Annotated in this window: 23 protein-coding genes; 16 read left to right on the plus strand and 7 right to left on the minus strand. The window is 64.9% G+C overall.

The genetic code is table 11. From position 1 onward, the window contains the following. The first annotated feature begins 155 nt into the window (after positions 1-155). The 9 genes from AC5IJH_RS05355 (at position 156) to AC5IJH_RS05395 (ending at position 7,777) form a co-directional block, all read left to right on the plus strand. Entirely contained in the window at positions 156-1,334 is a 1,179-nt protein-coding gene (locus tag AC5IJH_RS05355) for an acyl-CoA dehydrogenase (protein ID WP_491901774.1), read from the plus strand. Between the two features lie 65 nt (positions 1,335-1,399). Then, positions 1,400-2,542: an acyltransferase family protein gene (locus AC5IJH_RS05360; protein ID WP_491901775.1), complete on the plus strand. Its 1,143-nt coding sequence runs from the start codon at positions 1,400-1,402 to the stop codon at positions 2,540-2,542. Beyond that, entirely contained in the window at positions 2,539-3,537 is a 999-nt protein-coding gene (meaB, locus tag AC5IJH_RS05365) for a methylmalonyl Co-A mutase-associated GTPase MeaB (protein WP_491901776.1), read from the plus strand. The genes AC5IJH_RS05360 and meaB overlap by 4 nt, the downstream gene beginning before the upstream one ends. Next, positions 3,534-3,992, plus strand: a complete 459-nt coding sequence (mce, locus tag AC5IJH_RS05370; protein WP_491901777.1) for a methylmalonyl-CoA epimerase — start codon at positions 3,534-3,536, stop codon at positions 3,990-3,992. The genes meaB and mce overlap by 4 nt, the downstream gene beginning before the upstream one ends. After that, positions 3,989-4,666, plus strand: coding sequence for a tRNA (adenosine(37)-N6)-threonylcarbamoyltransferase complex dimerization subunit type 1 TsaB (gene tsaB, locus AC5IJH_RS05375; RefSeq protein ID WP_491901778.1), 678 nt, complete (start codon positions 3,989-3,991; stop codon positions 4,664-4,666). The genes mce and tsaB overlap by 4 nt, the downstream gene beginning before the upstream one ends. Beyond that, complete coding sequence (locus AC5IJH_RS05380; protein ID WP_491901779.1) at positions 4,663-5,196, plus strand: GNAT family N-acetyltransferase; 534 nt, start codon at positions 4,663-4,665, stop codon at positions 5,194-5,196. Before tsaB ends, AC5IJH_RS05380 begins: the two co-directional genes overlap by 4 nt. Positions 5,197-5,204: 8 nt before the next feature. Further along, positions 5,205-5,882 (plus strand): phosphatidylserine decarboxylase family protein, encoded by a 678-nt coding sequence (locus AC5IJH_RS05385; protein WP_491901780.1) that lies wholly within the window; start codon positions 5,205-5,207, stop codon positions 5,880-5,882. Beyond that, on the plus strand, positions 5,879-6,742 hold the full coding sequence (gene pssA, locus AC5IJH_RS05390; protein ID WP_491901781.1) for a CDP-diacylglycerol--serine O-phosphatidyltransferase: 864 nt from the start codon (positions 5,879-5,881) through the stop codon (positions 6,740-6,742). The genes AC5IJH_RS05385 and pssA overlap by 4 nt, the downstream gene beginning before the upstream one ends. Before the next feature lie 3 nt (positions 6,743-6,745). Continuing rightward, entirely contained in the window at positions 6,746-7,777 is a 1,032-nt protein-coding gene (locus AC5IJH_RS05395; protein WP_491901782.1) for an Asd/ArgC dimerization domain-containing protein, read from the plus strand. Positions 7,778-7,824: 47 nt separating this feature from the next. Here AC5IJH_RS05395 and AC5IJH_RS05400 read toward each other — a convergent pair whose 3' ends face one another. From AC5IJH_RS05400 to purH, 3 genes are all read right to left on the minus strand, one after another. Beyond that, complete coding sequence (locus AC5IJH_RS05400; protein ID WP_491901783.1) at positions 7,825-9,000, minus strand: deoxyguanosinetriphosphate triphosphohydrolase family protein; 1,176 nt, start codon at positions 8,998-9,000, stop codon at positions 7,825-7,827. 106 nt (positions 9,001-9,106) lie between these two features. Then, entirely contained in the window at positions 9,107-11,206 is a 2,100-nt protein-coding gene (locus AC5IJH_RS05405) for a tetratricopeptide repeat protein (protein WP_491901784.1), read from the minus strand. Positions 11,207-11,520: 314 nt separating this feature from the next. Then, on the minus strand, positions 11,521-13,134 hold the full coding sequence (gene purH, locus AC5IJH_RS05410) for a bifunctional phosphoribosylaminoimidazolecarboxamide formyltransferase/IMP cyclohydrolase (protein WP_491901820.1): 1,614 nt from the start codon (positions 13,132-13,134) through the stop codon (positions 11,521-11,523). Between the two features lie 176 nt (positions 13,135-13,310). Between purH and AC5IJH_RS05415 the strand changes: the two genes are divergently transcribed. Then, on the plus strand, positions 13,311-14,189 hold the full coding sequence (locus AC5IJH_RS05415) for a rhomboid family intramembrane serine protease (protein WP_491901785.1): 879 nt from the start codon (positions 13,311-13,313) through the stop codon (positions 14,187-14,189). Between the two features lie 123 nt (positions 14,190-14,312). On the opposite strand, the gene AC5IJH_RS05420 is transcribed toward AC5IJH_RS05415, so the two are convergent. Continuing rightward, positions 14,313-14,660 carry a helix-turn-helix domain-containing protein gene (locus tag AC5IJH_RS05420; protein WP_491901786.1) on the minus strand — a complete coding sequence of 116 codons (348 nt, stop codon included), beginning with the start codon at positions 14,658-14,660 and terminating at the stop codon, positions 14,313-14,315. Positions 14,661-14,928: 268 nt separating this feature from the next. Beyond that, on the minus strand, positions 14,929-15,714 hold the full coding sequence (locus tag AC5IJH_RS05425; protein ID WP_491901787.1) for a dienelactone hydrolase family protein: 786 nt from the start codon (positions 15,712-15,714) through the stop codon (positions 14,929-14,931). Between the two features lie 216 nt (positions 15,715-15,930). Here AC5IJH_RS05425 and AC5IJH_RS05430 point away from each other — a divergent pair, with 216 nt between their 5' ends. After that, entirely contained in the window at positions 15,931-16,887 is a 957-nt protein-coding gene (locus tag AC5IJH_RS05430; protein ID WP_491901788.1) for a YihY/virulence factor BrkB family protein, read from the plus strand. On the opposite strand, the gene fabG is transcribed toward AC5IJH_RS05430, so the two are convergent. Further along, the gene (gene fabG / locus AC5IJH_RS05435) at positions 16,884-17,642 is read right to left on the minus strand and encodes a 3-oxoacyl-[acyl-carrier-protein] reductase (RefSeq protein ID WP_491901789.1); all 759 of its coding nucleotides are present in this window, start codon (positions 17,640-17,642) and stop codon (positions 16,884-16,886) included. The two genes, AC5IJH_RS05430 and fabG, sit on opposite strands and share 4 nt — an antisense overlap. A gap of 146 nt (positions 17,643-17,788) precedes the next feature. Then, positions 17,789-18,538 (minus strand): YqjF family protein, encoded by a 750-nt coding sequence (locus AC5IJH_RS05440; protein WP_491901790.1) that lies wholly within the window; start codon positions 18,536-18,538, stop codon positions 17,789-17,791. 231 nt (positions 18,539-18,769) lie between these two features. Here AC5IJH_RS05440 and AC5IJH_RS05445 point away from each other — a divergent pair, with 231 nt between their 5' ends. The 5 genes from AC5IJH_RS05445 (at position 18,770) to AC5IJH_RS05465 (ending at position 23,674) form a co-directional block, all read left to right on the plus strand. Continuing rightward, a complete protein-coding gene (locus AC5IJH_RS05445; RefSeq protein WP_491901791.1) occupies positions 18,770-20,344 on the plus strand; it encodes an FAD-dependent thymidylate synthase in 1,575 nt (524 codons plus the stop codon). Between the two features lie 135 nt (positions 20,345-20,479). Next, positions 20,480-21,565, plus strand: coding sequence for a recombinase RecA (gene recA / locus AC5IJH_RS05450; RefSeq protein ID WP_491901792.1), 1,086 nt, complete (start codon positions 20,480-20,482; stop codon positions 21,563-21,565). 141 nt (positions 21,566-21,706) lie between these two features. Continuing rightward, positions 21,707-22,198: a pantetheine-phosphate adenylyltransferase gene (coaD, locus tag AC5IJH_RS05455; RefSeq protein WP_491901793.1), complete on the plus strand. Its 492-nt coding sequence runs from the start codon at positions 21,707-21,709 to the stop codon at positions 22,196-22,198. A 117-nt stretch (positions 22,199-22,315) separates the two neighbouring features. After that, on the plus strand, positions 22,316-23,074 hold the full coding sequence (locus AC5IJH_RS05460; RefSeq protein ID WP_491901794.1) for an AIM24 family protein: 759 nt from the start codon (positions 22,316-22,318) through the stop codon (positions 23,072-23,074). Between the two features lie 54 nt (positions 23,075-23,128). Beyond that, complete coding sequence (locus AC5IJH_RS05465) at positions 23,129-23,674, plus strand: glutathione peroxidase (RefSeq protein ID WP_491901821.1); 546 nt, start codon at positions 23,129-23,131, stop codon at positions 23,672-23,674. Positions 23,675-23,709: the final 35 nt, after the last annotated feature.

Here is a 23,709-nt window from a genome sequence, read left to right on the forward strand (position 1 = left end):
GCCGGCGGCGCACTTACGCTACCACCGGCTCTTCCCGGGTGCAAAGGACGGCTTGGGGCGTGAAAGGGGCGATCTGGGTGCCCGGTACACTATAAGCGCGAGGCACACCTCCCATAAGCTGTGGTAATCTAGCGCGTTTCACTGGAGACGCCCTGATGCCTTCCGCTACCCTCTCTCCCGCAGCCGTTCACCCCTTCAAGCTCAGCGACGAGCAGGAGCAGCTTCGTCGCGAAATTCGCGCCTTTGCCGCTAAGGAGATCGCGCCGCACGTCATGGAGTGGGACGAGGCGAGCACGTTTCCCATGGCGGTGGTAAAGGAGCTGGGGCGCATGGGTCTGCTCGGGATGCTGATTCCCGCAGAGCTGGGCGGCGCGGAGCTTGGGTACGTCGACTACATGACCGCGATCGAGGAGCTGTCCGCGGTCGACGGCTCGATCGGCATCATCGTGGCAGCGCACAATTCACTGGGTCTGAACCACATCTACATCGCTGGCAATGAGCAGCAGAAGCAGCGCTACATCCCGAAGCTGGCGACCGGCGAGTGGCTGGCCGCGTGGGGCCTGACCGAGCCGAACTCCGGGTCCGATGCAGCGGGCGCGCGCACGACGGCGGTGCGTAAGGGCGATACATGGGTTCTGAACGGATCGAAGACGTTCATCACGAACGGCAGCTATGCGGATGTGATCGTCGTCATCGCGGTGACAGATCGCGAGCAGGGCACGCATGGTCTTTCGGCCTTCGTGGTGGAGAAGGGAACGCCCGGCTTCCGTCCCGGCAAGAAGGAGAACAAGCTGGGTCTGCGCGCCAGCGATACCGCGGAACTGATCTTCGAAGACTGCGTGATCCCGGCAGAGAACCTGCTGGGCAAGGAGGGCGAGGGCTTTGTCGACTCGCTGCGCATCCTGGACGGCGGCCGCATCTCGATTGCGGCGCTCTCGCTGGGGATCGCGCGCGGAGCCTATGATGCAGCGCGTAAGTACGTGCAGCAGCGCCGGCAGTTCGGCCGCGCCATTGCGGAGTTCCAGGGCATCCAGTGGAAGCTGGCCGACATGGCGACGCAGCTCGATGCCGCGCGCCTGCTCACCCTGCGGGCGGCGGTGATGAAGGACGCGGGGCAGAAGACTACGACCGAGTCGGCGATGGCCAAGCTCTACGCGAGCGAGGTGGCGGTGCGCATCTGTGACGAGTCCGTTCAATTGCACGGTGGCTACGGCTTTATCAAGGACTACCCGGCCGAGAAGTTCTACCGCGATGTGAAGCTATGCACGATCGGCGAGGGCACGAGCGAGATCCAGCGGCTGGTGATCGCGCGCGAAGTGCTGAAGCGCGGCTGACCCCGTGGCTGCAGGTCCGCAGCCGTCACTTTGACTCGCGCGGGGCGAGTGTTTACCGTGGCTGCATGAAGGCGACGAAGCCAATCTACCCGCTTACGTCGCTGCGTTTTTTCGCTGCGTTGTGTGTGGTGCTGCACCACACGCTGGACCCGATCATCCCTCCGGGGACGAGGCCGGCGTGGTTCAACCGGTTGCAGTTGTACTCGGGCGTGACCGTGCTGCTGTTCTTTATCCTGTCCGGCTACGTGCTGGCCGTGGTCTACCTGACGCCGCTGCGCGCAGAATCGGATGCGGGCGGGACGGTCCATCGTCGTCGTTTCTGGGTGGCGCGCTTCGCTCGGATCTACCCTCTTTATCTGGCCGCGCTGGTGTTGGACGCACCCAACCTGCTGGCTGGTCGTATTGTGCACTACGGCGTGGGCGCGGCGCTGGCCAAGACCGCCGTCAGCTTTGTAGGCAGCGCGTTGCTGCTGCAGGCATGGATCCTCAAGCTGCAGGGGATCGACTATCCCAACTGGTCGCTCTCGGTCGAGGCGTTGTTCTACCTGCTGTTTCCGTTGTGGGCGCCGCGGCTGTGGCGGCTCTCGCTCGGCGCGCAGATCACCATCGCCGGGCTTTTCTTTCTCGCGGTCTTCCTATGGACGTACAACATCACCAACCTTGGCCGCGAGCCCTACCCGTACATTCTGCCGGTGCACTACCTGCCGGATTTCCTGACCGGGATTGTGCTGGCACGTGCGCAGCTCTCGATCGAGCGTGATCCTCTGCGGCTGGCGCGCTGGCGGCGAGCAGCCATTCCCATGGCGCTGTTCGCTGTGTCGGTACTCATCCTGGTCTGCGGCGCGCATTGGCAGGGGCGTTGGAACTGGATGCCCGAGTTCTTCTTTATCCCGCTCTTCTCACTACTGCTGCTGGCCTTCGGCATTGGCAATCGGACCATAGAACGTGTCTTCTCGCACCGTTGGCTGGTGCTGCTGGGCGAGGCTAGTTATGCGCTTTATCTACTCCACGTCATCGTGGCGGTGTGGTTCTACCAATATCTGCACATCGCACCGACACGTGTGGCTTACCTGCTCTATCTCACGATTGCGGTAGCGGTGAGCATCGTCTCCTACAAGTATTTCGAGGTGCCCGCACGGCAGTGGGTGCTGCGCAGCTTTCACCAGCGCAGTCGCGAGACGGAAGCCGCGGCGGCGATCGCGCAATGACCGACAACGTCAGCACCAGGCAGGACGGCGCGACGGCTCTCGCAGAGCGGCTGCGTGGGGGCGATCTGCGCGCTTTGGCACGCGCGATTTCGCTGGTCGAGAACGAGTCGCCTGCCGCGCAGGCAGTCCTGTCGGCTGCGTTCCCGCATACCGGGCATGCACTGCGCATCGGCATCACCGGTGCGCCGGGCGCGGGTAAGAGCACGCTGGTCGATCAACTGGCGCGTACGTTTCGGGAGCAGCAGCACACGGTGGGTGTGCTGGCTGTCGATCCGACCAGCCCGTTCACTGGCGGCGCCATCCTGGGCGATCGCATTCGCATGGAGCGGCACCACGCGGACCCTGGTGTGTACACGCGCAGCATGGCGACACGCGGCGCGCTGGGTGGGTTGGCGCGGGCGGCGGCCGATGCAGCGACGCTGATTGAGGCGAGCGGCCGGAACCGCGTCCTCATCGAGACCGTCGGCGTGGGCCAGGACGAGATCGACATCGTGCGCCTCGCGGATGTGGTGGTCGTCGTGCTCGTGCCGGGCATGGGCGATGACGTCCAGAGCATCAAGGCCGGCATCCTCGAGATCGCCGATCTGTTCGTCGTGAACAAGAGCGATCGCGAGGGTGCGGATCGCGTCGAGAAGGAACTGAAGACCATGCAGTCGCTGGCCGGCTCGCACGGCAGCTGGATTCCGCCCGTGGTGCGGACTGTTGCGTCGACGGGACACGGCGTCGACGCGCTCGCGGCCCGGATTACTGAGTTCGAACGCTGGCTGGGCGAGGAGCACCGTTTGAAGCAGCGACGGGAAGAGCAGTGGCAGAAGCGACTGACCGAGATGGTGCGCTCCGAGTTGCTGCGAAGTCTGCGCGCGCATGGGCTGGAGCCGGAGGGCCTGGCCGAGCATGCCCGCCGCATCGCTGCGCGGCAGGAGGACCCGTTTGCGCTGGCGGCGCGGCTGGTGGCAGCAGCGACGGGAAGCGACACGAACGGGAGGCAGGGATGACCGCACCGCATCTGGAAGCGATAAAGAGCACTGTTAGTGACCTGACAGGCACAGCGGCGGTGCGCATCGATCATCTGGGGGTCGCGGTCGAGAGCATCGCCGCCGCTCGCGGCTTCTACGAAGCGCTCGGCCTGGCAGTGGCGCACGAGGAGACCGTGGAGCACGAAGGTGTCCGCGTGGCGATGATCCCGATGGGCGAGAGCCGCGTGGAATTGCTGGAGCCGCTCGGGCCGGAGACCACGGTTGGTCGCTATCTGGCGAAGCGCGGGCCGGGTCTGCACCATGTCGCCCTGCACGTCGACGACATCGAGGCCACCTGGGCCGCGCTCGCAGCCAAGGGCGTGACGATCGTCTCGCCAGCGATCCAGAGCGGTGCCGGCGGCCATCTTTACTTCTTCGTGCACCCGAAGAGCACTGGCGGCGTGCTGCTCGAGATCTGCCAGGATCGGGCGTGAGCGGCGCGGAGTCGCTGACCCTGCTGGCGATCGATACCAGCGGCATGGGTGGCACAGTCGCGATCGCCACCATCGCAAAAGGCACAGAGGAAGTGACGTATATGGCAGGCGCAGAGTTGGGCAACCGCGCTGCCGCCTCCGATCTGGTGCCAACCATTGCATCGTTGCTCGAACAGACGCGACGCTCGTTGAGCGATCTCGATGCGCTGGTAGTGGTGCATGGGCCCGGCAGCTTTACGGGGGTGCGCGTTGGCCTCAGCACGGCAAAGGGTCTCGCGCACGCGGGCGGGACTCCCGTGTATGCCGTCTCGCGACTCGCGGTACTGGCGCATGTGGCTGCGGACCGCGCGGCCGTCGCGCTGCTCGATGCGGGGCGTGGCGAGTTCTACGCGCGGCACGAGGAGCGCGAATGGCTGGCCTCGTTAGAAGAAGTGAGTGCCGCGGCAGAAGCCGGTGCGGTGCTCGTGCTCACGGAGCCAGGCCTGGCGGAGCAGTTAGCCCAGCGGCTGTCCACTGCCGCGACGCGAGTCGTAGGCCCGGTCGATGCCATGGCAGCGGTGCGGGCGTCTCTGGGGCGGCTTCGCTCCGCCACACCGGATGACCTGGCGACCCTGGATGCGAATTACCTGCGCCGTTCGGATGCGGAGTTGTTCGCGCGGCCTGCTGCTCGATGACCGCATCGCTGCGGGTGCGACCACTCGCAAACCGCGATCTGCCGCAGGTTCACGAGTGGATGCGCGGTTCGGCTGAGGCGCCACGCTGGAGTAAGTCTGACATCGTCGCGCTGGTAGAAGAAGCGCCAGCCAGTGGCCGCATCCGCATGGCATGGGGCGCGGTGGAAACGACCACGGACAGCGATGCGGACCAACTCTGCGGCTTCGCTGTGGCCACTGCGCTGCGGGCGCCCGGCCTGACCTCGGCGTGCGAACTGGAGTTCCTCTTCACTGCGCCGCATGCGCGTCGGCGCGGCGTGGCGCGGCTCCTCCTGGGCACTTTGATCGCGTGGTGCGCAAGCGTTGGTGGAGACGAGTTGCTGCTCGAGGTGCGCCGCTCGAACAACGCGGCGCAGGATCTATATCGCCATGCCGGCTTTGTGACCGCGGGCGTCCGTCCCGCCTACTATCGTGACCCTGTCGACGATGCTGTGCTGATGCAGCGTGCGCTCTCCAGCCCGTCTTTGGGCGCCCCGTATAATGCCCGTTGAGGCATCGCATGGTACGTGATGGATATTGGTATGGAATCAGTCTGCTGCTCGTAGCCGTGGTGGTCCGCGTACTCACTGCGGGCTGGTTTGCAAGCTGGCTGGTGACCGCGATCCCGGTGCTGCTGGCATTGTTCTTCCTGTGGTTCTTCCGTGATCCACAGCGCGAGATTCCGGCCGGCCCGGGGCTGGTCGTCTCTCCGGCAGACGGCAAAATCACCGAGGTGGCGCCCATCCGCACGCAGGATGGGGACCGCATTCGCGTGAGCATCTTCCTGAGCGTCTTTGACGTGCACGTGAACCGGTCACCGGTGAGCGGCGTGGTGCGCCACATCGAATATCGCAAGGGCGAATACCTGAACGCACTCGATCCCGCCTCGGCCGATCGCAACGAGCAGAGCATCGTTACGGTGGAAGGCGAGGGCTGCATTCTGACGTTCAAGCTGATCGCCGGCCTGCTGGCGCGGCGCATCGTGCTGTTCGCCAAGGAAGGCATGACGGTCGAGCGTGGACAGCGTGTGGGGCTGATCAAGTTCGGCTCGCGTTGTGATCTGCTGCTGCCCGGCGATGCGCATGTGCGAGTCGAGCGTGGACAGCACGTCAAGGGTGGGCAGACCATCCTGGCCGATGTGGAAGTGCCGAGCTACGAGCCGATGCTGCTCAAGGAAGTGATGGAGACGCGCCGGTGAGTGAGCGCAAACGGCCAAGGCGGCGCGGCATGTACGTGCTGCCTTCGCTGTTTACGGCCGGCAATATCGCGGCCGGTTACTACGCCATCATGCAGAGCCTGCAGGGCTCGACGCTGGAGCCGAAGCACTTCGACTACGCCGCACTGGCCATCCTGTTCGCCATCCCGTTTGACGCGCTCGATGGCCGCATCGCGCGCATGACAAACACGACGAGCGACTTCGGCAAAGAGCTCGACTCGCTCGCGGACGTGATCACCTTTGGTGTCGCGCCCAGCATCCTCGCCTTCACATGGGGCTTTCATATGCTGCCGCTCGGCATGGATCCGCTGCTGCGGCGCAAGGTCATCCAGGTAGGCGCGTTTGTCTGCTTCCTGTTTCTGCTCTGTGGAGCGAGCCGGCTGGCGCGATTCAACATCAGCCACGATCCGCAGCCGAAGAACCCTGGCCGTCCGGATCGCAAATACTTTGTCGGGATGCCCATTCCGGCGGCAGCGGGCGTGCTCGTGTCCGTGGTGCACCTGGTGAACGGCACGCCTATCCCCTACTGGTGGCTGGGGCTGGTGTGGATCGCGGTGGTAGGGCTCGCTGGTTTTCTGATGGTGAGCACCTGGCGCTTCTGGAGCGGTAAGGAGATCACGCTCGCGGGTCGCCATCCGTTTCAACTGATCATCCTGCTCGGAGTTTTTCTATACGCGCTGGTCGCGTTTTCTGAAGTGCTGGTCTTTCTTTGCTGCTTTGCCTACATGTTCTCGGGGCTTGCAGCACGCGCCGCGTATGGCGCGAAGCGAAGGCGGCAGAAGCGGGCGCTGGCTGCGCTCGAGAATGTCACGATGCAAGTGCCAGGAGAGCACTCTCACTAAGACATGGCGTCTCAATTTCGCATTGCAGTAGTTGGTGCCGCATCGTTGCGCGGTAAGGAACTGGCAGATGTACTGGGCGATTCGGCGTTTGCGGATGCCGAGTTTGTGCTCATGGACGATCAGGCGGCAACCGGGCAGTTGGAGGCGGTTGGTGAAGAAGTCACGTTCATTCAGCCGGTCACGACTGGCGCCTTCGCGCAGACGGATTTCACCTTCTTCACGGGCGACCCGGAACTAACGCGGCGCTACTGGGAAGCAGCGGCTCACGCCGGTTCGGCCGTGCTCGATTTGTCAGGCGCGCTCGACGATGTGCCGGGAGCGGTGGTGCTTGCGCCCTGGCTGGAGCCGTCAGCGACTGGGCTCGACCTGCAGACGCCCGCCGTCGTGCCGGCGCATCCGGCGGCCCTGGCGTTGGGCCTGCTGCTTGCGCAGGTGCGCGTCGCCACCGGCGTGCGGTCCGCGTTTGCGACCGTGCTCGAGCCAGCGTCGGAGTACGGTCGCGCAGCAATGGACGAGCTGCATCAGCAGACCGTGAACCTGCTCTCGTTCCAGCAGCTGCCGAAGGCCCTCTATGACGCGCAAGTGGCGTTCAACGCGATCGCCGCTGGGGGCAGTGAGGGCAAGATCGATCTGCCGGCGACGGAAGCGCGCGTGCGGCGGCACTACAGCGTGCTCGCTGGTGGACGCCTGCCGGCGGCGGCAATTCAGGTGGTGCATGCGCCGGTGTTTCATGCGCACACGCTCTCGCTTGGCATCGAGGTCGAGCGTGCCATGACCGCCGACCAGTTGCGCCAACTGCTGGCCGCGAACGAGCACATCGACGTCGCGACGACCGACGAAGACATGCCTTCGAACCTTGCCGCGGCGGGTCAGGATCAGGTGCTGGTGCGCGTGCGCTCCGCCGAAGATGAAAGCACGGCAACCCAGCGCTTCTGGCTGTGGGCAGCCACCGACAATCTGAAGCTGACGGCCTTGAACGCCGTGGCCTGCGCGCTCGAGATGCGCCGGCTGCGTCCGCATGGCCAGGTTCAGTAGCTCGGCTCTATTCAGTCACGGATACAGATAGCGCAATCGTTGTCCGCTCAGGAGCGGCAGCGATCGCGGAATTTGTCGTACTGCGCCAGCAGGAACAGGTCTGTCATGCCGGCAAGGTAGTCGGCGACCGTGCGTGGCGCGCCCTCGCTGGCCAGCGAGGGTGAGAAATGTGCTGGAAGCAGTGACGTATTGTCAACAAAGCAGCCATAGAGCGCCTGCAGAACAGTGCGGGCGCGCTCGTGGTCCGGCGTGACCGCATCGCTGGCGTACAGATGCACGGCCAGGTACTGCTTTGCCTGGCGGCGGAGCGACTCCATCTCTGGCGAGAGGGCCACCAGCCGATGCGGCGCGCGCCGTACATCCGAGAGCGTCGTGATGCCGTTTTCGACGATGACGCCGCGCGTGTGCTCGATCAGGTCGCTGGTCAGCGCATTCAGCAGCCGTTTAAGCGCCTCGTCGATCAGCCGCTCTTCATGGGCGCCGGGGTGCTGCTCCGCCATCGGCGCATAGAAGCGCTCGAACAGCGCGACGTGTGCCCGCACATGAGCGAGGTCGAGCACGCCTGAGGAGAAGCCGTCGTCGAGGTCGGCTGTCAGGTAGGCGATCTCGTCGGCCAGGTCGATGAGCTGCGCCTCAAGCGGCGGCTGCTGGTCGAGGAAGTACGCAGTCAGTTCGGGATGAGTTGCAGGATCGTAGTCGCGCGAGTGCTTGATGATGCCTTCACGCACACCGAGTGTCAGGTTCAGGCCGGGGAAGGCGGCGTAGCGTCGTTCAAACTGCGTGACGATACGCAGTGCGTGCAGATTGTGATCAAAGCGCAGCCCGTGAGCGCGCATCGCTTCATCGAGGGCGCGCTCGCCGGCATGGCCGAACGGTGGGTGGCCGATATCGTGGACCAGCGCGAGCGATTCGGCGAGGTCTTCATTCAGTCCGAGCGCCGTTGCAATGGTGCGCGCCAGCTGCGTAACTTCGATGGTGTGGGTCAGTCGGCTGCGGTAGTGGTCAGAGAAGCCGGGCGCGAAGACCTGCGTCTTGCCGGCGAGGCGGCGGAAGGAGCGTGCGTGGATGATGCGCGCGCGGTCGCGCTGGAAGGGCGAGCGGTAGGCGTGCTGCGGCTCCGCGTATTGCCGCGCCGTGAGCGGCTCATCCGGACTGCTGGTGACGGCGCATCCCGCGGGCAGGGGATGCGCGGCGCTCGGCGTGGAGATGAGTTCAGATCGCATCAGGATCAGGTCGGGCTCGTCCAGTCTAACTGCGAGCGGTTGCGAGCAAATGAGAAGAGCCCTAGCGGGTGGGCCGCAGGGCTCTCTTCGGGTGTTCGGTTGTCGCTTAGCGCTTCGGTTCCGTGCTCGGGCCGGACTCGCGGGCGAGCTTCACCTTCGCCGTCTCAAGCTTCTTCTGCACCTTGCTCACGTCCGTCTCATCCACATCGGCGGCGACGGTGCGCGAGTACTGCGCGAGCGACTGGTCCCACTGCGCGACCGCAAGGCGCAGGCGTCCGGTCTTTTCGTAGAGCTCGCCCAGGTGATCGTGGACGGTCGGGTCGGTCGAGACGCGCTCGCTTGCTTTGCGCAGGTTCTCCTCGGCCAACGGGTACTGGCCCATCTTGAAGTAGGCCCAGCCAAGCGAGTCGAGGTACGCGTAGTTCTGCGGGTCAAGCTGGACGGCCTTCTGCAGCATGGCCAGGGCGTCGGAGAGCTTCACGCCGCGGTCGGCCAGCATGTAGCCCAGATAGTTGAGCGTCATGCTGTTGTTGGGGTCGATGGCCAGCAGCTTGCGGAAGTAGTCCTCGGCCGCGTCGAAGTGCTTCTGCCGCTCTTCGAGTGCGCCACGCAGGAACAGGACGTAGCGCGTGTCGTCGTCACCGGCTCCGGGCACTGCGGCTGCCGCATCGATGTCATCGCTTGCGTTCTTCCACCGGCGCAGGCGCGTGTCGATTTGCGCCAGTGCCAGGTACACATCGCGGTCGTCTTTGGTGTGCTTGAGCTGTGCCTTCGCCAGTGCGATGCCTTCTTCGGGCTTGCCTGTGTCGGCGAGCTGTCCAGCCAGCATCAATTGCATCGCCTTGTTACCCGGGGCAGCCTGCGCGGCTGCATGAGCAACCTCGGTAGCCTTCTCGTACTGCTTGGCATCGCGATACGCGTCGACTTCGCCCTGGTAGCCACGCTCGGTGTATTCGCCGCCCAGCAGGATCATCTGCTTGTAGGCGTCCACGGCGGGCTCGGTCTTGTTCTGCTCGCGCTCCACATTGGCCAGCCGGTCGAGAAAGATCGAGCGGTTGACCTTGTCGCTGTCCGCGTAGCGGTTGTCCGGCTTGGCGGAGCTGGCGACGAGCTTGCGCAGCAGCGCCTCGGACTCGCCGTAGCGGCCCAGCGCATCGAGCGTCAGCGCCTCGTTGTAAGTGATCTCGTCCGAATCGGTCGCGAGCTCCTGCGCCTTCTTGAGCGTGGCGAGTGCCGGCTCATAGTGGCCAAGACGCCGCTGACATTCGGAGAGCCGCACGAGCGACTGCGGATCCTGCGGGTCCGCCGTCGAGATCTCCTGGTAGGCGTGCTCGGCGTCCTCGAGCTGGTTGTTGTTCAGCAGGGCCTGCGCCAGCGCGCGCTTGGCATCGAGGTTGTCCGGGTCGAGATCGACGGCCTGCTGGTAGGCCTTCACCGCATCCTTGGTGTCCTTCACCTGGTCGTAGCCGGCGCCCAGGGCAAAGTCGAGCTTTGCGCTGCGGTCCTCTTCGGGCACGGCCTGCAGCGTGGACAGGGCATGCTTCATGTCGCCGCTCTCCCCGTAGAGGCGGGCCAGGTTGAGCGCGACGTCCTCGGAGTCGGGATCGATCTTCTGCGCGGCCTCAAACTCCTGCTGCGCAGCCTGCGACTCGTGGTTCACCGTGTAGAGCTGGCCGAGAACCAGATGGCTCTGAATATCTGTGGGGTCGAGCGCGTTGATCTGCTTGTACTCACCGATAGCGAGGTCGAGCACCTGCTGTGAGGCGCCGTTCTGCATGTCGCCGAGCGAATGCAGGTAAATGCGGCCGAGCAGCTTGTGTGCGGCCACATTTTTGGGGTCCCGCTTGATCGTGTCCTGCGCCGCGCTGATGGCTTCGCGAACCCGCCCAGTGCGGAAGTAGAGCTCGGCCAGCCCATTGTTGAGGAAGGGCGACTCGGGGTCTGCGTTCAGGGCCTGCTTGTACTCTTCGACCGCGCGCGTGGCGTAGTCCTGGCGGCCGGTGTTCACGGCCAGATCTTCGTAGGTATGGGCCAGCCCGAGGTGGTAGTAAGCCTGACCGCGGGGGGTCTCCTGCGCCGAGACCGGGGCGGACGAATCGTTTTTGCCCGGATGGCTCTTGTCTACCGACTTGTCGGCACTGGCCGGCGTCGCGGTGCTGGCGGTCTGGGCGAGCAGCGGGGCTCCAGAGAGCAGCAGGGTGGCCACAGCCAGCACGGAAACGCGCGCGGACCGGGAAAGGGCGGAGCAGGGCGGGGAAGTCCTACGGGTACGGCACTTCATGCGGGGTGGTTACCGGATGGCAGGGTCCAGAGGGCCGACACTGGGCCGTGGAGGACGCACGCTCGCCCGATCTCTCCTTCTAGCAGATAGACGATTCTAATACCGCATGGGATGCGAGGGGGAAGCGGGAATCGGGCCTGCCTACCCCTTTGGTGTGTCTCCCACGGTAACCGGCGGATCATTCTCAACAAGTTGGCCCACTCATCCAGCCACTTCATCGGGTCGACGCGGCCGGGCGATCAATGACGGAAGTGCCGCATCCCGGTGAACACCATGGCAATGCCCAGACGATCCGCGGCGGCGGTGACCTCGTCGTCGCGCACCGACCCTCCGGGCTGGATTACCGCCGTGGCCCCGGCCTGGACCACTGTCTCGAGCCCATCGGGGAAGGGAAAGAATGCGTCCGAGCCAGCCACACAGCCGGCCATGGGCAGTACAGCCTTCATCGCTCCGAAGCGCGCCGCATCGACCCGGCTCATCTGGCCTGCGCCCACCCCGATGGTCTGGCGGTCGCGCGCGTACACAATCGCGTTCGATTTGACGTGTTTGGTGACTGTCCAGGCAAAGAGCAGGTCTTCGAGCTCCTCTGGTGTGGGCTGCCGCCTGGTGACGGTCCGCAGATCCGTTGCCGTGATGTGGCCGGTGTCGGCGTCCTGCAGCAGCGCGCCACCTGAGACCTGCTTCAGGACCCGGGTCGGTTTCGCTGGGCGGACCACGACCAGGCGCAGGTTCTTCTTGGCGGCAAAGCGGGACAGCGCGCCGGGTGTGAAGCCGGGGGCCGCGATGGCCTCGACAAAGAGCTTCGCGATCTCCTCTGCAGCGGCTTCGTCGATCTCCCGATTGACGCCAATCACCCCGCCGAAGGCCGAGACCGGGTCCGAGGCGAGCGCGCGCTGGTAGGCCTCAAGCACGGTGCCGCCCGTGGCCGCGCCACAGGGGTTGGTGTGCTTGATGATGGCGACGGCGGTCTCTTCGAACTCCTCAGCCAGTGCCCAGCAGGCGTCGAGATCGACGATGTTGTTGTAGCTCAGCTCCTTGCCCTGGAGCTGCTTTGCGCCTGCCACGCCGGTGCCGCTGCCGTCGGTGTAGAGGGCAGCTGCCTGGTGCGGGTTCTCGCCGTAACGCAGGCTGGTCGCAAGCGGGTAGCTGAGCCGCAGCGGGTCGGGAAATGGCGCCGTTCCTGCGCTCTGGGCGGGCACTGCGGGCTGTGCAGGGTGTGCAAGTTGCGCGAGCGTGGCCGCAATCGCGCTGTCGTAAGACGCAGTCAGTGCAAAGGCCTGCCGTGCGAGCCGCCAGCGCGTCTCGCGGCCCAGAGCGCCGCCATTCGCTTCGAGCTCCTGGATCAGCGCGGGGTAGTCGGTGACGGCGGTCACGATGGCCACGTCGTCGAAGTTCTTCGCCGCGGACCGCACCATGGACGGGCCGCCGATATCGATGTTCTCGATGATCTCGTGGAAGGCGACGCCGGGCCGTGATGCGGTCTGCTCGAAGGCGTAGAGGTTCACGACAACCATGTCGATCGGCTCGATGCCATGCTCGGCCACCGCCGCCTGGTGCGTGGCATTATCGCGGATGTGCAGGATGCCGCCATGCACCTTGGGGTGCAACGTCTTGACGCGGCCGTCGAGCATCTCGGGAAAGCCGGTCAGCTCGGAGATGTCCTTAACGGCGAGTCCCGCGTCGCGCAGGGAGCGGGCGGTGCCGCCGGTCGAAACCAGCTCCACACCATGGGCGGCGAGCGCACGCGCGAAGTCCACGAGGCCGGTCTTGTCGGTGACACTGAGCAGCGCACGGCGGATCGGTCTGCGCCCGTCGCCGGTTGCTTGTGAGCGCGTCTGCGCGGCATCTGGCACTTGCACGGTGGCGAATCTCCTTCTCGCGAACTGGAACTGCTGCGGGGCGAGCAACCGCTTCTCTAGTGTGCATGACGGGTGCGGCACGGTTCCACCCCGGCGGCCAGAATGCAGGGCGATCGAAAGAGCCGGGGACCGGCACTGCACGCCGCCCGCGCACCTGATAGCTTCAAGCCATGGAGTCACGCGCCGAGTCGCGGTCCCAACCAGAGATTCTGCCGCCCGGTCCGCTGCCGGATGCATACGCGGACCAACACCCGGGGTACGCGCCCGGGTCATCCCCCTATCCGGGTCCGGTGGCTCCGCGGCCGCGCAGACCCGCGTGGCAGATCGCTCCGGCGACTTTCGTCCTGCTCGGCATCAACATCGCCGTCTTTGTGCTGATGGTGTTCAGCGGGGTCTCTCCCACGTCGCCGACAGTGCTGCAACTGCTGCACTGGGGCGGTAACGCCGGGCTGGTGCAGGTGGCTCCCGGTTCGCCGGTGATCGGTGTTCTGGCCGGCGAGTGGTGGCGTCTGGTGACGGCGACCTTCGTCCATGCGGGCATTCTTCACCTGGCGCTCAACATGTGGTGCCTCTACAACCTGGGCATCCTGGGGGAATCGCTGCTGGGCAGCGCCGGCGTGGTGGCCACGTATCTTGTCACCGGCGTTGTCGGCAACCTGCTCAGTATCGCGGTCAACCCGGGCGCGGTGGGGGTGGGCGCCTCAGGCGCGGTGTTCGGGATTGCCGGTGTGCTGATCCCGCTACTCAGCTCCAAGCTACTGCCGTTCGATCCCCGCGAAGTGAAGCGGCTGCGGCGCAGCGTCTACTACTTCGCGTTTCTCAACTTCGCGCTGGGGTTCGGCAGCGATATGTTCAGCGGGCCGGTCCAGATCGACAACATGGCTCACCTGGGCGGCTTCCTGTCCGGAGTGCTGCTGGGCTTTCCTCTGGTGCCAAAGCTTGGCTCGGACCGTGGCCGGTGGATCCGGCAGCAGTGGATCGCCTTTGGCGGCGCACTGCTGGTGATTGTATTGGCTGCGCGATTCCTGAGCAGCTTCTTCCGCAGTTAGCAGCGGACGCAATGAACCGGCGGACGCACGTAAGTGGCGAAATAGACGCGCCAACGCCAAGCGATCGCCCCGTGTGGCAGGGACAGTCGCTTCGGCGTTGTGTGATCCTGAGCTGGTCCGGTTTTAGCGAACTGCGGTGGCGGCGAACTTCTTGACCATTGCCAGCAGCAGCTTGCGATCGCTGTCGTTCAGATTGGTCGAGTAGCGACGAATCTGGGTGAGGAAGCGGAGCTCCTCGTCCGTCAGCTTCTGGGTGTTCATCTCGCGTCCGAGCGAGTCCTCAGCGAAGAACTGGGCGAGCGGCAGATCGAGCGCCTGGGCGATCTTGGCCAGCGTGTCGAGCGAGGGGACCGTGTGGCCGTTCTCGACGCGCGACAGGTAGCACCGCAGGAGCCCCGTACGCTTCTCGATATCACCCTGCGATAAACCCTTTTGCAGCCGATAACCCCGGATCGTGATTCCAATTTTCATCGCTTGCCTGGCTTTCGTAAGTCCACGCCGGGACCGGGACTGCAGTGGCGAGGGACTCCTGTCTGTTTAGTTGGCTGCATAGTTAACATGCACGGAACATCAAGAGCAAGAGTAATTTGCGGCGTGTCTCCCTGCGAGGAACAGCTCTGCAACTTTCCGGGAATAGGACTTCCCTGCACGTGTCAGACGAGGTAACGGGTTAACCGATCCCGCACGTGTCTGAAGCCTATTCTCTCGTGCCAACGTTAATTTTCGTCGAATGAACGCGCTACGGCCGGCCGCCGAGCTGCTGAGCGAAGAAATGCAGGACCCGGGCGTGGGCATCCGCGGCGTCTTCGGGCTTGTAGCCGGCTTTGTTGTTCGGGTTCTCGAAGGCGTGTCCGGCGTCGGGGTAGATCTTGATGTCCACCGGGGTGCCCTGCTGCTTCAGGTTGGCAGCAAACGCCTCGACACTGGCCGGGGCAATGCCCTTGTCGAGCCCGCCGTAGTTGCCGAGGACTGGAGCCTTGATCTGCTTCAGGGAAGCCGGGTCGGTCGGTGGCGGACCGTAGTTGGCGACCACAGCCTTCAGCCGAGGATCGCTCACGGCGAAATTGAGCGCGTAGCCCCCACCCATGCACCAGCCGATGGTGCCGACACGCGAGCCGTTCACATGCTTGTCCGCGTGGAGGAAGTCGTCGGCCGCCTTCAGGTCGCGAACGCCGCGGTCCTGCGGCAGCCCGCGGCTGAGCTGGTGGGCGGTGTCCGGGTCATCGGCGACCTGGCCACGGTAGAGGTCGACCGCGAGCGCGACGTAGCCGTGCGCCGCCAGGTCGGCAGCCTGCTGCTTGACCCAGTCGTTGAGTCCCCACCACTCGTGAATCACGATCACTGCCGGGTGGCGCTCGATCGCCTGGCCGCTCTCCTGCGGCAAGTAGAGCAGGCCCTTCACTGTCTCCGATCCGCTGGGATAGCTGACCTCGACGGGGCTGATGGCGTCGGCAGCGAACGCGGGGAACGGCAGCAGGGCAGCGGTGACCAGCAATGCAGCGCGAACAGCAGAGAGTGACAGCATGGGCGACCTCGTTCGGAAGAAGAGACCTGCGCCGGTCCAGGCATACCCAGTCCGGAGCAGCCGCAAGAGTATGGCTGCCGGGTGTGCCGCGACGCAAGCCGAGGAGTGGATCGATCAAAAGCCAGCGCGGAATCGGCTTTGTGTTGCGCAAAAAGATCCACTCTCTGTCACGGAGCCATCTCATCCGCGAGGTCGGCCATCGCAACCAGAGTGCATATGCCAGGGCCGAAGGTCGTCAGAGATGTCGCGAAGCGGTGGTTCTCCCGGCAAGGCTGGAAACGGATCAAGCAGCTCTCCGTAACGGTCTACAACGAGTTGATGCGGACACGCGCCTTCAACATGGCCGCGGCCATGTCGTACTACTTCATCCTCTCGCTGGTGCCGCTGCTGATTTTTCTCTCCGCGATGCTCGGCTACCTGCCGATCCCTCACCTGTTCGACCAGCTGATGGGCATTCTGGCCGTGCTGATGCCGGCGGACGCGATGCAGATGGTGCAGAAGGTAGTCAGTGGCGTGCTGCAGCCGCACCGAGGGGGCATTCTCTCGATTGGCCTCTTGAGCTACCTGTGGACGGCGTCAGGCGGCTTCTCAGCGTCGATTGATTCGCTCAATGTGGCTTATGACGTGAAGAAGACACGAAGCTGGTGGCGCGACCGGCTGCAGGCCTTGGTGTTGACTGTCACGACGGGATTGCTGGGACTGGTGAGCCTGCTGCTGCTGCTGCTGGGGCCGCGGTTCGGCCACTTTGTCACAGAGCTCTTCCCGGTGCCGGGCGCGTTTGCGATGGTCTGGCCGGTGGTGCGGCTTGCGACCATCTTCGTCTTCACCGTGGTGGCGATCGAGGTCCAGTACTATCTGGCGCCGAACCGCAAGCAGCGCTTCCGCGACACCTTCATCGGCGCAGTGGTCGCGGTGCTAGGCATCTTCATCAGTTCGCTGGCGCTCGGCTTCTACTTCAGCCATTTCGCGAACTATGACAAGACCTACGGCTCCATGGGAGCCGTGGTCATCCTGATGTTCTGGTTCTACATCGTCGCGGCGCTGGTGCTGGTGGGAGCAGAGCTGAATGCGGAGCTGCTGAAGCAGATTGAGGGACGCCGCACCAGTCCGGCCACTGCAGCAGAGCCCGCGGCCATGCCGGCACCCGGGCGGCGCGGCGCTCCGGCCGCCTAGGCCATGTGCATGCCGCCGTTGACGTCCAGTGTGTGGCCGGTGATGTAAGCAGCCTTGTCCGAGGCAAGAAACGTGACGGCGTGGGCGATCTCTTCATCTGTGCCGGGACGGCCGAGCGGAATGATACCCATCATGGCGGCCTTCTGCTTTTCATCGAGGACGGCGGTCATGGCAGTCTCGATCATGCCGGGCGCGACCACATTGGCGGTCACGTTGCGTGAGGCCATCTCGCGCGCAACCGACTTGGTGAAGCCGACCAGGCCGGCCTTCGAGGCAGCGTAGTTCGCCTGGCCCGCCTGGCCGGTCTGGCCCACGACACTGGCGATGCTGATGATGCGGCCCCAGCGCGCCTTCATCATCGAGCTGAGCACGGCCTGCGTCATCAGGAAGGTGCCGGTCAGGTTGGTGGCGAGAACGTCGTCCCAGTCCGCGCGCTTCATGCGCAGGAGCAGCATGTCGCGCGTAATGCCGGCGTTGTTGACCAGGATGTCGATGCGGCCGTGCTTCGCGATGACGGCCTTGGCCGTGTCCTTGATGGAGGCTTCGCTGCTCAGGTCGAGGACGAACGGGTCGGCCTGTCCGCCGGCGGCGACGATCTCTGTTGCGACGGCGCGAAGCTTGTCTTCATTGCGCGCAGCGAGCGCGACGGTGGCGCCCTGGGCGGCGAGGGTGAGGGCGCAGGCACGGCCAATGCCCTGCGAGGCTCCGGTGACGAGGGCGATCTTGCCCGCGAGTTCGGTGTGGCGATCTGTCATGGGGGCAGTATCGCCGATGGGTGGCCGGCGAGGAAGCGGTCGGGGAAGGCGGCTTGGCACAAGCACGATGCTTCCGTGCTGAATCGTCATGCCCGTGCAGCGAAGGCGAGACCTGCTGCTTCGCAAGCTATGAACTCCTAGCTCCCCTAGAGCGGCTCGGCGGCGGGGACTGGGGTCGCAGCGAGGCCGGGCTTCCAGCCTTTGGCCAGTTCGAGCGACCAGACGTATACGACGAGCTCGCGGGCGTAGTAGAGCAGGGGCTTGGTGTCTGGCAGGGTGAGGCCGTGGGCGCGAGGCAGGTCGTTCTGGTCGAACTCGGCTTCAGCAGCTTCGAGCGGCCAGGGCAGGTGGTGGATCTCTCCCTGGAGGAGGCGGCCGCGCCGGTCGGAGGTGTAGAGCCGGTAACGCTCGGTGAGGAAGTGCTCAATGGTACCGGGCGTGCTCTGCGCGAGTCGTGCGGTCGGTCCGAGGCTGCGGTAGCGTGCGCGGAAACGCACCGGGTCCCGCGTGAGCCGACGGTCGCTGCGGTAGGCGAAGTGCCGGTCCGGCAGCGCCTGGATCGCCATGTGCGCCCAGTAGTAGGGCAGGTGAAAGACCAGCCGGGCCACCGATACTGCCAGCGGATTTGCCGCGTCGAGCGAGAAGAAGTAGACCCCGGAGAGGTTGGTGTTCTCCTCGCGCACGTAGGTGCGGAGATTGAGCTCGGGGAACTTGTCCGTGCCCGGCACCTGCGGGAGAGCGCTGAAGCGCACGCGATCCATCCAGAAGGGCACGACGCCAATCCAGGCTGATCCGTCGAACGTGTCGGGAACAAGTCCGGAGGGCAAGAGCGGTGCGACCGATGCAGCCGTGATGGGCCAGTGCGCGAACAGGAGATCGTTCCAGCGCTGGGTCATGGCCCAGTGTCGGCGGGGCAGCGGAGTAGGCCGGTGTCCGGTCGTGTTGAGAATGTCCTGCACGGGCGCTTGGGACGGGCTCCGGGGACAAGAGTAGCGAAGCGGCCGCGGACTGGCAATTTGCCTGTTGCAACGCGGAGGCCGGGAGGGCTTGGAGTGTTGCAATTTGGGACGGATTCTGCACAGGCCGGCGCAGCAGGCGGGCCGTATGCTGAGGGCACAATGCCTGATATGGACGTGGCTCCCCTGCCGCCCGCGACGGCGCCCGATGGCGGCGAGCGCCCGCGCAACCAGACCGATGTGTACGCGGTGCACGGCGCAGACCCCGAGGTGCTGGCCTACGCGATGGCGAAGTACTCGCGGTCGGCGCTGTCGATGAAGGAGTCGCTGCGCGAGATCTCTTCGCAGCGCGCCGAGCAGTTCCTGAACACGTTCTACTTCCAGTACGGGCACCGCTCGATCGCCGACCTGGCACATGTCGCCTTCGCGGTGGAACGGCTCAGCCTCCTGGCAGCCATCATCCTGGTCGACGAGCAGCGCTGGGATGGGCAGGAGCGCTCGACGCGCTACCAGGACTTCCGCCGCAGCGGCTGGTACCTGCCCGACTTCGGTCGTGCGAATGACGCGCAGTTCACCTACGAATTAACGATTGAGCGATTGTTTGCCGACTACTTCAGCGTGAGCGAGGGTGTGCTGCGCTCGCTGATGAGCCGGGTCGAGCGGCCGGCCGAGATGAAGCCCGAGGCATTTGAGCGGACGTTGCGGGCGCGCGCCTTCGACGTGGCGCGCTACCTGCTGCCGCTGGCCACGAATACGTCACTGGGACAGATTGTGAATGCCCGCACGCTCGAGACCCAGGTGAGCCGGCTGCTGACCGACGAGCACGCCGAAGTGCGCGAGCTGGGGGAGCGGCTGCGTGCGGCGGCTGCAGGACCGGCGTGGGATGTGCATGGGCATGAGAAACGCGCCCTGTCTGCCGCGCTGGACGCGGAGACGCGGGAGCGCGCGGCGTCGCTGCTGGAGCGGGACGTGAAGGTGGCGCCCACGCTGGTGAAGTATGCAGCGCCGAACGCCTACCACCAGCAGACGCGTCGCGAGCTGGTGCAGGCGGCCGAGGAGTTAATGGCCGGTGCTGCCATCGCGGACGCGCCCGTCGTCGACCTGGTCGAGCGCGGGCCGTCGCTCGAGGTAGAGATCGCCGCGACCTTGCTTTATGGCGTATGCCACTACTCGTTCCGGCAGGTGCGGGAGCGCGTTGCGGCGCTTAACGCGAGCCGTGTGGATGAGCTGATCGAGCTCGGGTTGCGGCATCGTGGGCGGCACGATGAGCTGCTGCGCGAGTTTGCCGCGGGAGGACCGCTGCGTTTTGACATCCTGATGGACATCGGTGGGTTCCGTGACATGCATCGCCATCGCCGCTGCCAGCAGACGGTGCAGCGCTTTACCGCTGCGCATGGTTGGGATGTGCCGGAGGGCCTGGCCGAGGCGGGGCTCGAGGGCACCTACGAGCGCGCGATGACGACGGCACACCAGGCGTTTGCAGCGGTGGCGGCGAGCGGCGCTCCGGAGGCGGAGGCGACCGCGCGCTACCTGCTGCCACTGGGCACGCGCTGCCGGGCGCTGTTCCAGATGGACTTCGCCGAGGCGCTGTACATCAGCGAGCTGCGTTCTGCGCCGCAGGGGCATTTTTCGTACCGCCGGGTCGCGTGGGAGATGCAGCAGGCGATCGAGCGGCAGCATCCCGGGCTGGCGCGGCACATCCGGGTGACGGATGTTCGAGAGCCGGTGGATCTGCTCAAAAGGTGAGGCAGGTCTGCCCGGTTCGGGTTATGACCTTCGACACTTGTTCGCCCCCTGATTCGCACGTAGACTCGGGAGTGAGTCAAGAAATAAACAAGTTGCAGAAGCCGGCCAGACCGGCGGGATGGAGAGGTTTCGGGCATGGCAGATGACCGCGCACGCGCTGTAGAACTGGCGCTTTCACAGATAGAGAAGCAGTTCGGCAAGGGTTCGATCATGCGCCTCGGCAGCAAAGAGGCGATCGTGCCGATCTCGACCATCAGCACCGGTTCCATCTCGTTTGACGCGGCACTCGGCGTGGGCGGCGTGCCCCGTGGGCGCGTGGTCGAGGTCTTCGGGCCGGAGTCGTCGGGCAAGACCACCATTACTTTGCAGATCATTGCCGAGGCGCAGAAGGCCGGCGGCATGGCTGCGTTCGTAGACGCGGAGCACGCACTCGACCCGATCTACGCAAAGAAGCTTGGCGTCGACACGGACAATCTGCTGGTGTCGCAGCCGGATTACGGCGAGCAGGCGCTTGAGATCACAGAAGCGCTGGTGCGCTCGGGGGCGATCGATGTGCTGGTCGTCGACTCGGTAGCAGCTCTCGTTCCCAAGGCGGAACTCGATGGCGAGATGGGCGATTCGCACGTCGGCCTGCAAGCGCGCCTGATGTCGCAGGCGCTGCGCAAGCTGACCGGCACGGTGTCGAAGTCGCGCACCTGCCTGATCTTCATCAACCAGATTCGCGAAAAGATCGGCGTGATGTTTGGCAATCCCGAGACGACGACTGGTGGCCGCGCGCTGAAGTTCTACTCCTCAGTCCGCGTCGACATTCGTCGCATTGCAGCGGTGAAGGACGGCGACGTGGTGGTTGGCTCGCGCACGAGGGTCAAAGTGGTGAAGAACAAGGTAGCGGCGCCGTTCCGCGAGGCCGAGTTCGACATTCTTTATGGCGAAGGCATCTCGCGCGAAGGCGACGTGCTCGACCTGGCGGTGGCCAACAACATCGTGGAGAAATCGGGTGCATGGTTCAGCTACTCCGGGGAGCGCATCGGCCAGGGCCGCGAGAATGTCCGCCAGTACCTGAAGGACAATCGCGACACGTTTGACCGCATGCACCAGCAGCTCCGGCAGAAGCTTGGCATTTCCGGCGTCAAGGAAGCAGAGGTTCCGTCTGTTCCGGTCAATGGTCCCGCAATGGCGGAAGCAGCAGTGCGTCCGGCTGCGCGGCGTCCCCAGGCTTAAGTTCACTGAACGCGCTGAGGGCGGCTCTCACAGCCGCCCTCTTTTTTCTTTGCAGCATGCTCACCGGAGTTCCGATGAGCGCGCGCGCTGCGACTCTGTGGACGCCGGACTGCGGCCGCGCTTACACTCCAGCCTGACCTGATGAACACCGTCAAAGCCATCTACCCCGGCAGCTTCGACCCGATGACGAACGGGCATCTCGACCTGATCGCGCGCGGGGCGAAGATCTTCGATCACCTGGTGGTGGGGGTGCTGCAGAATTCACAGAAACGCCCGTTGTTCACCGCGGCCGAGCGCTGCGAGATGCTGAAGGCGTCCGTCGGGCACCTGCCGAACGTGTCGGTGGCCAGCTTTGACGGCCTGCTCGTCGACTTTGTCCATGCGCAGAAGGCGCAGGCGCTACTACGCGGGATACGTGCCATCAGCGATTACGAATACGAGTTGCAGATGGCGATGATGAATCGACGGCTCGCGCCCGACCTCGAGACGGTGTTCATGATGCCGGCCGAGCGATTCTCCTACGTCAGCTCGCGGCTGGTGAAGGAGATCTTTCACCTGGGCGGCTCGATCGAGGGCTTGGTCCCGGAGCTGGTGCTGGAACGGTTGCGTGCGCGGGAAGCCGAAATCTCGTGAACGCTCGTTGAACCTGAGACGCCGCAGACAGCCGTCACCGAGGCGATAGCACCAGAGTTTCTGCGCTACCCCGGCGGCTCGTGTGTATGCTGTCCCCGACTGGATGAGGAGGAAGCAATGCAGAGCCGGATTCAAGGCACGACGATGCCGGTGCTCGAGTTCCTGCTGGATCACAATGATGTCGTCATCTCGGAGGCGGGCGAGCTCTCGTGGATGTCGGCATCGATCCAGATGACGACTCACACGCAGATGGGCGGCGGGGGCGGCATCTTCGGCGCGCTGAAGCGTGTGGCGGGTGGCGGCACGCTGTTCATGACAGAGTACCGCGCTGTCGGCGCGCCGGGGGAGGTGGCGTTTGCGACCAAGGTGCCCGGGCATATCGTGCCTGTAGAGGTGTCGAATGGACGGGAGTACTTCATTCACCGCCACGGCTTCCTGTGCGCCACGGTTGGCGTGCAGCTCGGGGTCGGATTCCAGCAGTCGCTGGGCGCAGGCATCTTCGGCGGTGACGGGTTCTTGCTGCAGCGGGTGAGCGGCACCGGCATGGCGTGGCTCGAACTCTCAGGCGAGCTGATCATCAAGGACCTGCAGCCCGGGGAACTGCTGCGCGTGCACCCGGGCCACGTTGGCGCGTTCGACACGAATGTGAACTTTCAGATCACGCGCGTTCCGGGGATCAAGAACATGATCTTCGGCGGCGACGGCATTTTTCTGGCGGCGCTTACCGGCCCGGGTCGGGTCTGGCTGCAATCGCTGCCGATCGCGAAGCTCGCACACAAGCTGCAGGAGTACATGCCGACGGAGCGGCGCGCGGAGACGACGCAGGCTGGTGTGGTCGGCGGACTGGTCGGCTCGATCCTGGACGGCATGCGCTAGGACTTCTCTCACCCGGTCTCCTGCCTATACTTGTAGGCAGGAGACAACGACATGCTGGCTACTCTGGAAGATATTCCGCTGCGGCGGATCGACGGCACACAGGCCACTCTTGCCGACTACCGCAACCAAGTCCTGCTGATCGTGAATGTGGCGTCAAAGTGCGGCTTCACGCCGCAGTACGAGGGTCTCGAGACGCTGCAGGAGCGCTACAGCGCACGTGGTTTCACCGTGCTCGGCTTTCCCGCCAATGACTTCGCTGAGCAGGAGCCGGGGACGAACGCGGAGATCGCGCAGTTCTGCACGACCAACTTCGGCGTGAAGTTCCCGATGTTCGAGAAGGTGACGGTGGTGGGGCCGCAGAAGCATCCGCTCTACGCTGCACTGACCGAAGCGCTCCCAAAGCGCGAGAACGATACGCGCGAACTACGGCAGCACCTAATCGAGTTCGGCGTGACGCCTACGTCGGAGCCCGAGGTGCTGTGGAACTTCGAGAAGTTCCTGGTGGACCGTGCAGGCGTGCCGGTTGCGCGCTTCGGTTCCGACATCGAGCCGACCAATCCAAAGTTGATCGAGCGCATCGAGTCGCTGCTCTCGAAGTAAGCGCGGGAACAACCGCGGCGCACCTCGTGTCTATA

Source organism: Candidatus Dedyshia acidiphila, assembly GCF_051025295.1.
In the GTDB taxonomy this organism is placed as follows: Bacteria; Acidobacteriota; Terriglobia; order Terriglobales; family Acidobacteriaceae; genus KBS-83.

Excerpts from the sequence above, each read along its gene's own strand:
- AC5IJH_RS05425 (WP_491901787.1), bottom strand. The coding sequence starts at position 15,714 with ATGCTGTCACTCTCTGCTGTTCGCGCTGCATTGCTGGTCACCGCTGCC.
- AC5IJH_RS05445 (WP_491901791.1), top strand. The coding sequence starts at position 18,770 with ATGGACGTGGCTCCCCTGCCGCCCGCGACGGCGCCCGATGGCGGCGAG.
- AC5IJH_RS05380 (WP_491901779.1), top strand. The coding sequence starts at position 4,663 with ATGACCGCATCGCTGCGGGTGCGACCACTCGCAAACCGCGATCTGCCG.
- AC5IJH_RS05360 (WP_491901775.1), top strand. The coding sequence starts at position 1,400 with ATGAAGGCGACGAAGCCAATCTACCCGCTTACGTCGCTGCGTTTTTTC.
- mce (WP_491901777.1), top strand. The coding sequence starts at position 3,534 with ATGACCGCACCGCATCTGGAAGCGATAAAGAGCACTGTTAGTGACCTG.
- fabG (WP_491901789.1), bottom strand. The coding sequence starts at position 17,642 with ATGACAGATCGCCACACCGAACTCGCGGGCAAGATCGCCCTCGTCACC.
- meaB (WP_491901776.1), top strand. The coding sequence starts at position 2,539 with ATGACCGACAACGTCAGCACCAGGCAGGACGGCGCGACGGCTCTCGCA.
- AC5IJH_RS05430 (WP_491901788.1), top strand. The coding sequence starts at position 15,931 with ATGCCAGGGCCGAAGGTCGTCAGAGATGTCGCGAAGCGGTGGTTCTCC.
- AC5IJH_RS05420 (WP_491901786.1), bottom strand. The coding sequence starts at position 14,660 with ATGAAAATTGGAATCACGATCCGGGGTTATCGGCTGCAAAAGGGTTTA.
- AC5IJH_RS05440 (WP_491901790.1), bottom strand. The coding sequence starts at position 18,538 with ATGACCCAGCGCTGGAACGATCTCCTGTTCGCGCACTGGCCCATCACG.
- recA (WP_491901792.1), top strand. The coding sequence starts at position 20,480 with ATGGCAGATGACCGCGCACGCGCTGTAGAACTGGCGCTTTCACAGATA.
- AC5IJH_RS05415 (WP_491901785.1), top strand. The coding sequence starts at position 13,311 with ATGGAGTCACGCGCCGAGTCGCGGTCCCAACCAGAGATTCTGCCGCCC.
- AC5IJH_RS05400 (WP_491901783.1), bottom strand. The coding sequence starts at position 9,000 with ATGCGATCTGAACTCATCTCCACGCCGAGCGCCGCGCATCCCCTGCCC.
- coaD (WP_491901793.1), top strand. The coding sequence starts at position 21,707 with ATGAACACCGTCAAAGCCATCTACCCCGGCAGCTTCGACCCGATGACG.
- AC5IJH_RS05355 (WP_491901774.1), top strand. The coding sequence starts at position 156 with ATGCCTTCCGCTACCCTCTCTCCCGCAGCCGTTCACCCCTTCAAGCTC.
- AC5IJH_RS05385 (WP_491901780.1), top strand. The coding sequence starts at position 5,205 with ATGGTACGTGATGGATATTGGTATGGAATCAGTCTGCTGCTCGTAGCC.
- AC5IJH_RS05395 (WP_491901782.1), top strand. The coding sequence starts at position 6,746 with ATGGCGTCTCAATTTCGCATTGCAGTAGTTGGTGCCGCATCGTTGCGC.
- AC5IJH_RS05460 (WP_491901794.1), top strand. The coding sequence starts at position 22,316 with ATGCAGAGCCGGATTCAAGGCACGACGATGCCGGTGCTCGAGTTCCTG.